Genomic DNA, 12,847 nt, shown 5'->3' on the forward strand with positions numbered 1-12,847 from the left:
ATGGAGATCACGCCCGACCTCCTGCTGCAGGCCTATCGGATCGGCGTCTTTCCGATGGGCGAGCGGCGCGACGACCCGAAGCTCTATTGGCTCGATCCCCGTCGACGTGCGGTGCTGCCGCTCGACGGCTTCCATCTGCCGCATCGCCTGGCGCGCACGATCCGCGCCGGCCGCTTCCAGGTCACCGCCGATACGGCGTTCACCGAGACGGTTCTGGCCTGTGCCGAGCCGCGGCCGGGCCATCCCGAAAGCTGGATCAACGGCCCGATCGTCGAGCTGTATACCGAGCTGCATCGCCGCGGCCATGCCCACAGCGTCGAATGCTGGAGCGACGGGCAACTGGTCGGCGGCCTGTACGGCGTCTCGGTCGGCGCGGCGTTCTTCGGCGAGAGCATGTTCTCGCGCCAGCGCGATTCCTCGAAGGTGGCGCTGGTTCATCTGGTGGCGCGGCTGATCGTCGGCCGCTTCCGCCTGCTCGACTGCCAGTTCATGACCGACCATTTGCGCAGCTTCGGCGCCATCGAGATCGCGCGCGAGGAGTTCCGGCCGCTGCTCGCGGCCGCGATCGAGCAATCCGCGGATTTTCAGCGCGACTTGGGCGGCGCCGATCCCTGCTCCATCGTGCAGGCGAGCACGCGGACGTCGTAGACGCCGTGATCGAGCGCCGACAACGACGGCGTCGAGGCGAACATCCAGCCGGCAAACAGCTTCTCTTCACGCTGCCCCGGCTTGTGATCGATGATGGTGAGGTAGGCGACCGCTTCCGGCGGTGCTTCCGGAACATTCACCAGGCAGTCGCCGACCGAGATCTCCAGCGTGCCGAAGCGGGTCGCCTCGCCAACGGGGGCAACAAATCGCTGGGTGCGCGCCGTGACCTTGTCGAGACCCTGCAGCTCGGCGACGCGCCTGCCGGGGCCATCAGGAATCTGCCGCAGATTGGTGCTGGCAGGAGGCGGGTTGGCCTGCGGCGCCTGGGGTCGCGGCTGCTGTGCCTGGGCGGCGACGATACCGACGCTCGCAAGTGACACCAGGAGCGCTAGGACACACCTCAAATCCCTCCTCCACAATCGGGCAGGGCATTCGCATATGAATGCGCTCTTCTTCTCCTCCCCAGCGAAGCTGGGGAGGAGGATGAGATGAGCGTGCGCGACAACGAATCAGGTCGCACGCTCACCGCTTGGCGGTATGAGGCACCTCGAGCCCGTCGATCAGCTCGTGCAGGGCGGCCTTGATCTGATCGGCATCGCATCCCATCAGGACTCCATCCTCCAGCGCGTCGGCGCAGAGCGATTCGATTTCCTGGATGTTCTGGTTCAGGACTTTGATCTTTTCGAGGCACGACACCGGCTTGCCGTCGGGCTGGCGCCAGGTCGGAGGGGACTTCGAACGCGTGTTCATCACTTGGATCCTGTGCTCCCGAACATGAACTTCGCGATCAGCTCCGACAAGGGGATCGCCCCCTGCGTCTTGGCGATTTCGCCGCCGGCCTTGAGCATGGTCCTGTCGCTGCCCGGCTCAAGGATGATGACCATGCCGCCCAGCAGCGACTCGCTCACGATCTTGGCGTGCGTGTCGGCCGGAAGATCGAGGTTCGCCGAGATCATCATGCGGACGATTGCCTCGTAAGTCTTGCGGTCGAGCTCGAAGCCGGTGACGGCGCCGACCTTCACGCCGCTCACCGTCACGTCGGCGCCGCGCTTCAGGCCGTCGATGCGATCGAAGCGACCGACGATCTCATAGCCACTGGGCGATCCCCGATCCGACTTCGAGAACGCATAGAAGACGAACACGCCGGCCACAAGCAGCACCAGCGCACCCACGATCGTCTCGACGATATTGCGACCCACGCCCCTTCCCCCACCGACGACGTCAGCCCGGACGCCACGCCTCGTAAGGCGGCTTGGGCTTGTCTCCGGTGGAAAGCGTGTGACCAGGCGGCAGATAAGCGCCGGCCGTGCCGGTGAGATTGGGCACGTGTTCCTTCTGCCAGGACTTGCGCGGCAGGCCGCCCGGGGGCGGCACCTCGTCGGTCGTGTAGTGCAGCCAACCGTGCCAGTCGGGCGGCACGCGCGAGGCTTCGGCGACGCCGTTGTACATCACCCAGCGCTTGCGCCGCCGTCCCGGGATCACGCGCTTGTCCTGGAAGTAGCGATTGCCTTCGGCATCGGTGCCAACGAGTTCGCCGCGTCTCTTGGTGAACAGCCACGTGCCGATCGTCATGCGCAACCCATGCTTCCAATGTAACCGCGCCGCTTGTACGCGGCGGCCAGGAAGTGCGCAACGCGGCTGTCTCGAGGCTTCGATTCACCTCGTTCGACGACAGGCAATCGCACCATTTTTGCCCCCTGTTGCGCACTTGCATCATCTAGTACCATCAACACCTTGCTCTACAAAATGTAGTTGCGCACACAAGATTTTGTAATTTACTATCACTCAGTGCCCACATGTGCGTGCTCGAATGCGACCGAGCACCTCCCGCAAAGGACTTCAAGGGACGGGAATTGGGCACGGGGGACCGTCGATGCGCTTTGAGCGTCGGAATACGCAAGCAGGAAGATCGCCATTCGCGGGAGTGGCGTTTCGTGTTGCCGATTCCGAAATCCGCAATCCCGACGGGTCCGTCGTGTTCCAGGCGACGGGGATCGATGTGCCGTCCGACTGGTCGGCGGTCGCGGTCGACATCCTCGCCCAGAAATACTTCCGTCGGTCCGGCGTTCCGGCGCGGACGATGCGGGTGGCCGAGCCCGACGTGCCGCAATGGCTGTGGCGCGCCGTTCCCGACGAGGCCGCGCTGGAGCAGCTGCCCGAGGCAGAGCGCTTCACCGGCGAGACCAGCGCCCGTCAGGTGTTCCATCGCATGGCCGGCGCCTGGACCTACTGGGGCTGGCGTGGCGGCTACTTCGACAGCGAGGCCGATGCCCGCACCTTCTACGACGAGCATTGCCACATGCTGGCGACGCAGGTGTGCGCGCCGAACTCGCCGCAATGGTTCAACACCGGTCTGCATTGGGCCTACGGGATCGACGGTCCGGGCCAGGGCCATTGGTTCGTCGATCATCGCGACGGCACCGCCGAACCGTCCTCGTCTGCCTACGAGCGGCCGCAACCACACGCCTGCTTCATCCAAAGCGTTGCCGACGATCTGGTGAACGAAGGCGGCATCATGGATCTGTGGGTGCGCGAGGCGCGCCTGTTCAAGTACGGTTCCGGCAGCGGCTCCAATTTCTCGCAAGTGCGCGGCGCGGGCGAGCGGCTCTCCGGCGGCGGACGCTCTTCGGGATTGATGTCCTTCCTGCGGATCGGCGATCGCGCGGCCGGCGCCATCAAGTCGGGCGGCACGACACGCCGCGCCGCCAAGATGGTATGCGTCGATATCGATCATCCTGATGTCGAGGATTTCATCGCCTGGAAGATGATCGAGGAGCAGAAGGTTGCGGCGCTGGTCGCCGGGTCGCGGCTTGCCAATCGCCATCTCAATGCGGTGATGCGTGCCTGCGTCGACGGCAGCCTCTCCAGCGAGCAGGCCTTCGATCCCAAGTGCAACCCGGCACTGCGCCGCGAGATCTCGGCTGCCCGCAGGGCGATGCTGCCGGAGAATTACATCCAACGGGTCATCCAGTTCGCCCGCCAGGGCTATCGCGAGATCGAGTTCCCGATCTACGACACCAATTGGGAATCGGAAGCCTATCTCACCGTCGCCGGCCAGAACGCCAACAACTCGGTGCGCATCACCGACCGGTTCCTGCGCGCTGTCGAAGCCGACGGGCCGTGGGCACTGACCGAGCGCACCACGGGCAAGGCAATCCGCACAGTGAGCGCCCGCAGGCTGTGGCAGAGCGTCGCCGAAGCGGCGTGGCATTCGGCCGATCCTGGCGTGCAGTACGACACGACGATCAACGACTGGCACACCTGCCCTCGCTCGGGACGCATCAACGCCTCGAACCCGTGCTCGGAGTACATGTTCCTCGACGACACGGCGTGCAATCTGGCGTCGCTCAACCTGATGCGCTTCCGGCGCAACGACGGCTCGTTCGACGTCGAGGCCTTCGAGCATGCGGTTCGGCTGTGGACCGTCGTGCTCGATATCTCAGTGATGATGGCGCAATACCCGTCGCGCCGCATCGCCGAGCTGTCCTGGCGCTATCGCACCCTTGGCTTGGGCTACGCCAATCTCGGCGCGCTCCTCATGGCGTCAGGCCTCCCCTATGACAGCGTCGCCGGCCGCGCGATCGCCGCCGCCGTGACCGCCGTCATGACCGGCACGGCTTACGCCACGTCGGCCGAGATGGCGCGGCTGCTCGGCACGTTTGCCGGCTTCATGCCCAACCGCGATGCCATGCTGCGGGTGGTGCGCAATCACCGTCGCGCCGCCCATGGCGAGGCGGCGGGCTACGAGGATCTGTCGATCAGGCCGGTCCCGTTCGACGCCGGGCAATGCCCCGATCCGGCGCTCGCCGCAGCGGCCGCGCGCGCCTGGGACGATGCCGTGGTGCTGGGCGAGCGCTATGGCTATCGCAATGCCCAGGTCTCGGTAATCGCCCCCACCGGCACGACCGGCCTGGTGATGGATTGCGACACCACCGGCATCGAGCCCGACTTCGCGCTGGTCAAGTTCAAGAAGCTCGCAGGCGGCGGCTATTTCAAGATCATCAACCGCACGGTCCCGCTCGCCTTGCAAAGCCTGGGCTACGGCGAGGCCGCCATCGCGCGCATCGTCAGCCATGCCGTCGGCCACGGTTCGCTCGCGAGCGCACCGGCGATCAATCACGCCAGCCTCGCCGAGCGCGGCTTCGACAAGGCGACGATCGGCAGGATCGACAAGGCGATGGCGACCGCCTTCGACATCCGTTTCGCCTTCTCGCGTCCCGTGCTGGGCGATGCGTTCTGCCGTGACATCCTCGGTCTCGACGAGGCCGCCCTCGCCGATCCCAGGCTCGACGTGCTGGCGCGTCTCGGTTTCTCGCGAAGCGACATTGCCGCCGCCACCCTGCATGCCTGCGGAACGATGACGCTCGAAGGCGCGCCCGACCTCGCGTCCCAGCATCTTCCGGTGTTCGACTGTGCCAATGCCTGCGGCCGCGACGGCACGCGCTCGCTATCGGCTGAGAGCCACATCCGCATGATGGCGGCGGCGCAACCCTTCGTGTCGGGCGCGATCTCCAAGACCATCAACATGCCCAATGCGGCGACGGTCGACGATTGCCGCAGCGCCTACGAGCTGTCGTGGCGGCTTGGGTTGAAGGCTAACGCACTTTATCGCGACGGCTCGAAGCTCTCGCAGCCGCTGTCGGCGATGCTGCTGGGCGATGACTTGGCGGCGAACGATGACGAGCTCGACCTGCCGCCGATGGCGCGCGCTCCGGTCATTGCCGAGCGCATCATCGAGCGCATCGTCGAGCGTGAGGTGCGCGCCGGACGCGAACGCCTGCCGCAGCGCCGCAAGGGCTACACGCAGAAGGCGATCGTGGGCGGCCACAAGGTCTATCTGCGGACCGGCGAATACGAAGACGGCCGGGTCGGCGAGATCTTCATCGACATGCACAAGGAAGGCGCCGCCTTCCGCAGCCTGATGAACAACTTCGCCATCGCCATCTCGATCGGCCTGCAATACGGCGTGCCGCTCGAGGAGTTCGTCGAGGCCTACACCTTCACGCGCTTCGAGCCGTCGGGCATGGTCGAAGGCAACGACGCCATCAAGATGTCGACATCGCTGCTCGACTACATCTTCCGCGAGCTGGCGATCTCCTACCTCGGGCGCAGCGATCTTGCGCATGTCGAGCAGGCGGATTTGCGGCCGGATGGCGTCGGCCGCGGCGAGATGCAGGGCGAGCTGCCGGCGCCCGGCACCGAGGCGGCACAGGCCGCCGCCGCCGCGGTCAATCGCATCGCCAGCGTCGGCTACGCGCGCAGCAACCTCTACGTCTTGAACGGCCGGACGGCCGGCAATGTCGTGATCGCCGAAGAAGCGATCGCCGCCGGTGTCCCGCCCACGGAACTGACGAACGGCCCAGCCGTCGCTACGGCGTCAAACGCCCAGGCGGCCGTCGTCGGCGTCGCGCTCGGAGAGGCATCCTCTTCGGCTCTCGGCTTCGCTCTCGAGGCGAAGCTCCGGGGGTTCGAAGGAGATGCCTGCCCGGAATGCGGCAACTTCACCATGGTGCGCAACGGGACGTGCCTCAAATGCACGACCTGCGGCGGCACCACCGGATGCAGTTGAGCATGTGCGACACGCGTACCTGCGTAACCCGGGGCCCTAGCGGTTGGGTGCCTCAATGCTAACCATAGGAGACAGTCATGGCTGCTAAGAAGAAGGCTGCGAAGAAGAAAGCTGCGAAGAAGAAGAAGCAGTAAAGAAGGAAGGGCAAAACAAGCCAAAGTCAGACTTTGGCCCCTCTAATCAAACGCCTTTCGGCTTCCGCGTGGGACCCCCACGGTCCCAGCGGAAGCCCACTTCTCGTGTTATTCGTCTAATTTCAATACGACACCCCGCCTGTGGGGGTGGAAAGGCGTAACTGAGCACGAGTCCGGCGACTTCGGTCCGCCGGACTTTTTTTGTCTTCTCCTTTTCCTCCCCAGCGAAGCTGGGGAGGAAAAATGAGCTTGATGGTTAACTCTGTTCAGACTACATAGCGAAATGTGCGTACTGACCATTCAGTCATTATAGAGCCTAGCGAGACACGGCCGGCCGACAGCCCCGGCCGCACTCGTCGTCCCGAGGATCGCGGGCCGGAGATTGCCCGCGCCGCCCTCGACCTGTTCGTCACCAAGGGCTTTGCCGCCACCAAGCTCGAGGACGTGGCCCGCGCCGCCGGGGTGAGCAAGGGACTCCCCTACCTCTACTTCAAGAGCAAGGAGGAGCTCTTCAAGGCGGTGATCGTGGAGGCTATCGGCGAGCCGCTGATCCGCGCCAACGACATGGTCGATGCCTTCGAGGGCTCGACCGAAGATCTGCTGCGCGAGCTGGTGATGAAGTTCCGCGAGTTCGCCGAGAGCCCGCTGGGCGGCGTGATCAAACTGATCCTGGCGGAGGCCGGCAACTTCCCCGACGTCGCGCGCTTCTACTGCTCCAACTTCGATCTGCGCGGCCGCGCGCTGTTCGCCAAGGTCCTGCGCCGCGGCATCGCGCGCGGCGAGTTCCGCCCTGTTGCCGACATCGAGATGTCGGCCATCCTGCTGGCGCAACCGCTCGCCATGCATTCGGTCTGGCTGCGCTCGCTCGCTCCCCACGACGATTCGCTGCCCGCCGACAGCGATCGCTTCTACCGGGCCTATCTCGACTTCGTCCTGAAAGCATTGCGCCCATGACCCGAAGGCTCAAAGCGCTGCTCGCTGTTTTTGCCATCGGCACCGTGCTTGCCGCCGGCGCCTTCGCCTGGAAGTCCGGCAAGGGGCCCGACATGGGGAACGGCCCTGCCGGCCAGGCGAAGTCAGCCCCCGATCGCACCTTCGAGCTGATTGCCGCGGAGCTGCACACCATCAAGCCGCGCGGGCTGGTCGATACGGTGCGCTTCACCGGCACCACGCAGCCGGTCGATCAGACCATCGTCAAGGCCCGCGTCGCCGGCCGCCTCGCCGAGGTGCTGGTGCGCGAAGGCGACAAGGCGACCAAGGGCCAGGTGCTCGCGCGCTTCGAGACCAACGAGCTGCAGGCCAAGGTCAACGAACGCCAGTCGGCGGTCGATGCGGCGCGCGCCGAGGCGCGCTGGACGGCGCGCGACCGCTCCGACAAGGAGACGCTCGCGACCCGCAACATCGTCTCGCAGTCGGCCGTCGACCAGGCGCGTTCGACCGCGGAAAACCGCGCCTCGATGGTCGCGGTGTCGGAGGCGCAACTCGAGGTCGCCAAGAAGAACCTGGCCGACGCCGAGGTGCGCGCTCCGTTCGACGGCGTGGTCGGCGAACGCATCGCCAACCAGGGCGAGTCCCTGCCGATCGACGGCAAGATCCTGGCCCTGCTCGACACCAGCCACGTCGAGGTCACGGCGCAGATGCCGGCTGCCGACGTGGTGCGCCTGAAGGTCGGGCAGACCGCCAGGGTGACGCTGGAAGGCTTCGGCGACCGGCTGTTCGACGGTCGCATCACGCGCATCAGCCCGACCGCCCAGCCGGGATCGCGGTCGATCCCGGTCTATGTCGAGATCGTCGACCGCCACGAGGCGCTGCGCGGCGGCCTGTTCGCCACCGGAACCGTCGCGGTGCAGGAAAAGGCGCACGCGCTCGCCGTGCCGGTCTCGGCCATGCGCAAGGACGATCAGGGCGACTACGTTCTCGCAGTCGACAACGGCGTGCTGGTGCGCAAGCCGGTGGGTGCGGTGCGCACGTGGTCGCGCGGCGAGCTGGTCGAGGTGAAGGGCCTGGAAGCCGGCATGACGATCGTGTCGGCGCCGCTGCCGGGCCTCAAGGCAGGCCAATCGGTCAAGCTCGCCGAAGCACGCTAGGCGTCCCTCGATGAAGCTCACGCGGATCGCCGTCGACAACCCGGTGTTCGCCACCATGATGATGGTGGCGCTGCTGGTGATGGGCCTGTTCTCCTATCGCCAGCTCGGCGTCGACCAGTTTCCCAACATCGACTACCCGGTGGTCGTCGTCACCACCAACTACCCCGGCGCCGCGCCCGAGACGGTCGAGACCGAGATCAGCCGCAAGATCGAGGAATCGGTCAACGCCATCGCAGGCTTGAAGACCCTGACCTCGCGCTCGCTCGAAGGGCAGTCGATCGTCATCGCCGAGTTCGAGCTGTCGGTGCCTTCGCAGGCGGCCCTGCAGGACGTGCGCGAGAAGGTCCAGCAGGTCCGCGCCGGCTTCAAGCCCGACGTCAAGGAGCCGCTGATCCAGCGCTTCAACCCCGACGACCAGCCGGTCGTCTCGCTCGCCGTGCGCTCCGACATCCGGTCGGTGCGCGACCTGACGACGCTCGCCGACCAGGTGATCGTCAAGCGGCTGCAGACCGTGCGCGACGTCGGCCGGGTGACCATCGCCGGCGGCGTCAAGCGGCAGATCAACATCGAGCTCGATCCCGGCCGCATGCATTCTCTGCGCGTCGGCGTCAACGACATCATGGCGGCGATCCGCGAGGAGAATCAGAACTTCCCGGCCGGCAACGTCGCGCGCGGCAACGACGATCGGCTAATCGAGGTCGCCGGCCGGGTTGCCGAACCGGGCAGCTTCGCCGACCTGATCGTCGCCCGCCGCGGCCCCGCCCCGGTCTACCTGCGCCAGGTCGCGACCGTGGTCGATGGCCAGCAGGAGCGCGACAATGTCGCCATCCTGAACGGCGAGCGCGCCGTCGCCCTCGACATCGTCAAGACGCAGGGCTCGAACACCATCGCGGTGGCACGCGGCGTGCGCAAGGCGGTCGCCGAGCTGCAGGCCTCCCTGCCCGCCGACGTCAAGCTCGAGATCGTGCGCGACAGCTCGCGCGGCATCCAGAGCTCGGTCGACAACGTCCAGCAGACGATGGTCGAGGGCGGCCTGCTCACGATCGCCATCGTCTTCCTGTTCCTGCATTCGTGGCGCAGCACGGTGATCACCGGCCTCGCGCTGCCGATCTCGGTGTTCGGCTCCTTCATGGTGATGGCGGCCTTCGGCTTCACCCTGAACGTGCTCACCCTGATGGCGCTCAGCCTGGCGATCGGCATCCTGATCGACGATGCGATCGTGGTGCGCGAGAACATCATGCGCCACATCGGCTTCGGCAAGTCGCACCGCCAGGCCGCGATCGACGGCACCGAGGAGATCGGTCTCGCCGTGCTGGCCACCACCTTCTGCATCGTCGCGGTGTTCCTGCCCGTGGCCTTCATGGGCGGCATCATCGGGCGCTTCTTCTTTCAGTTCGGCGTCATGGTGTCAGCCGCCGTGCTGATCTCGCTGTTCGTGTCCTTCACCCTCGACCCGATGCTGTCGTCGGTGTGGTACGACCCGCAGGCGCACGGCACCGGCCGCTTCGCCCGCATCGTCAACGGCGCCCAGGAGCACGCCAACCGCTACTACCGCGGCGTGCTGGGCTGGTCCCTGCGCTGGCCCAAGATCACGCTGCTGATCGCGCTGGCGAGCGTCCTCGGCAGCTTCGTCCTGCCGAAATACATCGGCTTCGAGTTCGTGCCGACGGCCGACCTCGGCGAGCAGGTCGTGAGCATCGAGACCCCGGTCGGCTCCTCGCTCGACTACACCGAGGCCAAGCTGCGCCAGGTCGACGCCGCGGTGCGCGAGTTCCCGGAGGTCGACTACACCTACGGCACGGTCAACACCGGCTACGCCAACGGCAAGAACCAGGCGAACCTGTACCTGCGGCTGAAGCCCGTGAAGGAGCGCAAGCGCTCGCCCGAGCAGCTCGCCCAGCCGATCCGCAACCGTTTGGCCAGCATTCCCGGCATCGTGGTCTCGATCAACATTCCCGGCGGTCCGGCCGGCGGCGTGCAGAAGCAGATCCAGCTGTCGCTGCAGGGAACCGATACCGCGACGCTCGACCGCCTGTCGCAGGACATCATGCGCCGCGCCCAGGAGATCCCGGGCCTCGTCGACCTCGACCGCAACCTCAAGGCCGCCAAGCCGCTGCTGTCGGTCCGCCTGCGCCGCGATGCCGCGTCCGACCTCGGGCTCGGGTCGGCGCAGGTCGCGCAGTCGCTCAGGCCGCTGTTCGCCGGCGACGAGACCAGCCTGTGGCGCGCACCGGATGGCGAGAACTACACCGTCATGGTCCGCCTGCCGATCGACGAGCGCACCGGCGTGGCCGACCTGCAGCGCATCTGGTTCACCGCCGGCACCGAGCCCAACGGCCTGCCGCGCATGATCCACATCGCCCAGATCGCCGATATCGAAAGCGACGTCGGCGCGTCGCAGATCAACCGCCGCGACCTCAATCGCGAGGTCTGGATCACCGCCAACGTCTCGGGCCGCTCGACCGGCGAGGTCAGCAGCGACCTGCAGAGGCTGCTCGCCGAGACGCCGCTGCCGCCCGGCTACCGCTTCGTGTTCGGCGGCTCGACCAAGGATATCGCCGAGAGCTCCGCCAATGCCGGACAGGCGCTGCTGCTCGCGGTGATCCTGATCTACCTGATCCTGGCCTCGCAGTTCGGCAGCTTCCTGCAGCCGCTCGCCATCATGATGTCGCTGCCGATGTCGCTGGTCGGCGTCTTCCTCGGGCTGCTGATCGCCGGCACGACGCTCAACGTCTTCAGCGTGATCGGCTTCATCATGCTGATGGGCCTGGTCACCAAGAACGCCATCCTGCTGGTCGATTTCTTCAATCAGGCCCGAAGCCGCGGCGCCGAGCTCCACGACGCGCTGATCGAGGCCGGCTCGATCCGGTTGCGGCCGATCCTCATGACCACGCTCGCCATGGTGTTCGGCATGATGCCGCTGGCGCTCGGCCTCGGCGAAGGGGCGAGCCAGCGCGCGCCGATGGCGCATGCCGTGATCGGCGGCCTGATCAGCTCGACCTTGCTCACCCTGGTGGTCGTGCCGGTGGTGCTGGTCTACATCGACCGGCTGAGCCAATGGGGCACGGCGCGCTTCCGCCGGTCAGCCGACGAGCTCGCGCGGACGCACAAGCCTGCCGAGTAGATTTCGCCGCCCCTTTCAAGTCGCAATTCCTGGCACGATTCGCGCTATGCTGCCGCCATGCCGGACGACACTCCGACCATCGCGCTGCGGGTCGTCGAATCGCTTGCCGCGGTCGACGCGGCACAATGGGACGCCTGCGCCCTCGCGCCGGGCTCGGCCGGCAGCCCGTTCCTCAGCTATCGCTTCCTGAAGGCGCTGGAGGATTCGAGATCGGTCGGCCGGCGCACCGGCTGGCAGCCGCAATATCTGCTGGCCGAGGCCGAGGACGGCACCCTGCTCGGCGCCGCCCCGCTTTACGTCAAGGGCCACTCCCAGGGCGAGTACGTGTTCGACCACGGCTGGGCGCAGGCGCTGGAGCGCGCCGGCGGCCGCTACTATCCCAAGCTGCAGGTCGCCGTCCCCTTCACGCCGGTGCCGGGTCCGCGCCTGTTCGCCCTTCCCGGTCCGTTCGAGGACGGCGTGCGCGACGCGCTGATCGACATGCTGGCCAAGATCGCGGGCGACAACCGGCTCAGCTCGGTCCACGTCACCTTCTGCAGCGAAGCCGACTGGAAGCGCTTCGGCGCGCACGGCTGGCTGCAGCGCCTTGGCCAGCAATATCACTGGCACAATGACGGCTATCGCACGTTCGACGATTTCCTGGGCGCGCTCGCGTCGCGCAAGCGCAAGGCGATCCGCAAGGAGCGCGAATCGGTGCGCCGCGAAGGCCTGGTCGTGCGCGCCTTGTGCGGCGAGGAAATCCGGCCGCACCATTGGGATGCGTTCTTCGCCTTCTACATGGATACCGGCGGCCGCAAATGGGGCTCGCCCTATCTCACGCGGTCGTTCTTCGACATCCTCGGATCGACCATGGCCGACAAGGTCGTGCTGGTGATGGCGGAATCCGACGGCCGGCCGGTCGGCGGGGCGCTCAACCTCAAGGGCGACGACACGCTGTACGGCCGCTACTGGGGCTGCCTGGAAAGCCACGCCTTCCTGCATTTCGAGGCGTGCTACTATCAGGCCATCGACTACGCCATTGCCCACGGCCTGCAGCGGGTCGAGGCCGGCGCGCAGGGCGACCACAAGATCCAGCGCGGCTACCTGCCGGTGGCGACCTACTCCGCCCACTGGATCGTCGATCCCGGCTTCCGCCGCGCCGTCGACGACTACCTGAAGCGCGAGCGCCCCGCCGTCCAGCGCGAGATCGAGGGGCTGCAGCAGTATTCGCCGTTCCGCAAGGAAGGCGAAGGGTAGCTCGGATTCCTCCCCAGCGAAGCTGGGGAGGTGTCGCCGTCTTACGGCG

Annotated in this window: 10 protein-coding genes; 6 read left to right on the forward strand and 4 right to left on the reverse strand. The window is 66.6% G+C overall.

Annotated features, from left to right (window positions below; all coding sequences use genetic code 11):
• Positions 1-648, forward strand: a complete 648-nt coding sequence (gene aat, locus ACILR9_RS15700) for a leucyl/phenylalanyl-tRNA--protein transferase (RefSeq protein WP_395710880.1) — start codon at positions 1-3, stop codon at positions 646-648.
• Here aat and ACILR9_RS15705 read toward each other — a convergent pair.
• The 4 genes from ACILR9_RS15705 to ACILR9_RS15720 all read right to left on the reverse strand — a co-directional run bounded on the left by ACILR9_RS15705 (position 585) and on the right by ACILR9_RS15720 (position 2,220).
• Positions 585-1,028: a DUF2155 domain-containing protein gene (locus ACILR9_RS15705; RefSeq protein WP_395710881.1), complete on the reverse strand. Its 444-nt coding sequence runs from the start codon at positions 1,026-1,028 to the stop codon at positions 585-587. The genes aat and ACILR9_RS15705 overlap by 64 nt on opposite strands.
• Before the next feature lie 142 nt (positions 1,029-1,170).
• Positions 1,171-1,398, reverse strand: a complete 228-nt coding sequence (locus tag ACILR9_RS15710; RefSeq protein WP_395710882.1) for a hypothetical protein — start codon at positions 1,396-1,398, stop codon at positions 1,171-1,173.
• The gene (mlaD, locus tag ACILR9_RS15715) at positions 1,398-1,847 is read right to left on the reverse strand and encodes an outer membrane lipid asymmetry maintenance protein MlaD (protein WP_395710883.1); all 450 of its coding nucleotides are present in this window, start codon (positions 1,845-1,847) and stop codon (positions 1,398-1,400) included. Before mlaD ends, ACILR9_RS15710 begins: the two co-directional genes overlap by 1 nt.
• A 22-nt stretch (positions 1,848-1,869) precedes the next feature.
• Positions 1,870-2,220, reverse strand: coding sequence for an NADH:ubiquinone oxidoreductase subunit NDUFA12 (locus ACILR9_RS15720; protein WP_395710884.1), 351 nt, complete (start codon positions 2,218-2,220; stop codon positions 1,870-1,872).
• Between the two features lie 301 nt (positions 2,221-2,521).
• Between ACILR9_RS15720 and ACILR9_RS15725 the strand changes: the two genes are divergently transcribed.
• The 5 genes from ACILR9_RS15725 to ACILR9_RS15745 all read left to right on the forward strand — a co-directional run bounded on the left by ACILR9_RS15725 (position 2,522) and on the right by ACILR9_RS15745 (position 12,798).
• Positions 2,522-6,217 (forward strand): vitamin B12-dependent ribonucleotide reductase, encoded by a 3,696-nt coding sequence (locus ACILR9_RS15725; RefSeq protein WP_395710885.1) that lies wholly within the window; start codon positions 2,522-2,524, stop codon positions 6,215-6,217.
• A 419-nt stretch (positions 6,218-6,636) separates the two neighbouring features.
• Positions 6,637-7,305: a TetR/AcrR family transcriptional regulator gene (locus tag ACILR9_RS15730; RefSeq protein ID WP_395710886.1), complete on the forward strand. Its 669-nt coding sequence runs from the start codon at positions 6,637-6,639 to the stop codon at positions 7,303-7,305.
• Positions 7,302-8,438 (forward strand): efflux RND transporter periplasmic adaptor subunit, encoded by a 1,137-nt coding sequence (locus ACILR9_RS15735; protein WP_395710887.1) that lies wholly within the window; start codon positions 7,302-7,304, stop codon positions 8,436-8,438. Before ACILR9_RS15730 ends, ACILR9_RS15735 begins: the two co-directional genes overlap by 4 nt.
• A gap of 10 nt (positions 8,439-8,448) precedes the next feature.
• Entirely contained in the window at positions 8,449-11,562 is a 3,114-nt protein-coding gene (locus ACILR9_RS15740; protein ID WP_395710888.1) for an efflux RND transporter permease subunit, read from the forward strand.
• Positions 11,563-11,619: 57 nt separating this feature from the next.
• Positions 11,620-12,798: a GNAT family N-acetyltransferase gene (locus ACILR9_RS15745; protein WP_395710889.1), complete on the forward strand. Its 1,179-nt coding sequence runs from the start codon at positions 11,620-11,622 to the stop codon at positions 12,796-12,798.
• Positions 12,799-12,847: the final 49 nt, after the last annotated feature.

Source organism: Reyranella sp. (assembly GCF_044224635.1).
In the GTDB taxonomy this organism is placed as follows: Bacteria; Pseudomonadota; Alphaproteobacteria; order Reyranellales; family Reyranellaceae; genus Reyranella.

Excerpts from the sequence above, each read along its gene's own strand:
- aat (WP_395710880.1), top strand. The coding sequence starts at position 1 with ATGGAGATCACGCCCGACCTCCTGCTGCAGGCCTATCGGATCGGCGTC.
- ACILR9_RS15710 (WP_395710882.1), bottom strand. The coding sequence starts at position 1,398 with ATGAACACGCGTTCGAAGTCCCCTCCGACCTGGCGCCAGCCCGACGGC.
- ACILR9_RS15720 (WP_395710884.1), bottom strand. The coding sequence starts at position 2,220 with ATGACGATCGGCACGTGGCTGTTCACCAAGAGACGCGGCGAACTCGTT.
- ACILR9_RS15745 (WP_395710889.1), top strand. The coding sequence starts at position 11,620 with ATGCCGGACGACACTCCGACCATCGCGCTGCGGGTCGTCGAATCGCTT.
- ACILR9_RS15740 (WP_395710888.1), top strand. The coding sequence starts at position 8,449 with ATGAAGCTCACGCGGATCGCCGTCGACAACCCGGTGTTCGCCACCATG.
- ACILR9_RS15735 (WP_395710887.1), top strand. The coding sequence starts at position 7,302 with ATGACCCGAAGGCTCAAAGCGCTGCTCGCTGTTTTTGCCATCGGCACC.
- ACILR9_RS15725 (WP_395710885.1), top strand. The coding sequence starts at position 2,522 with ATGCGCTTTGAGCGTCGGAATACGCAAGCAGGAAGATCGCCATTCGCG.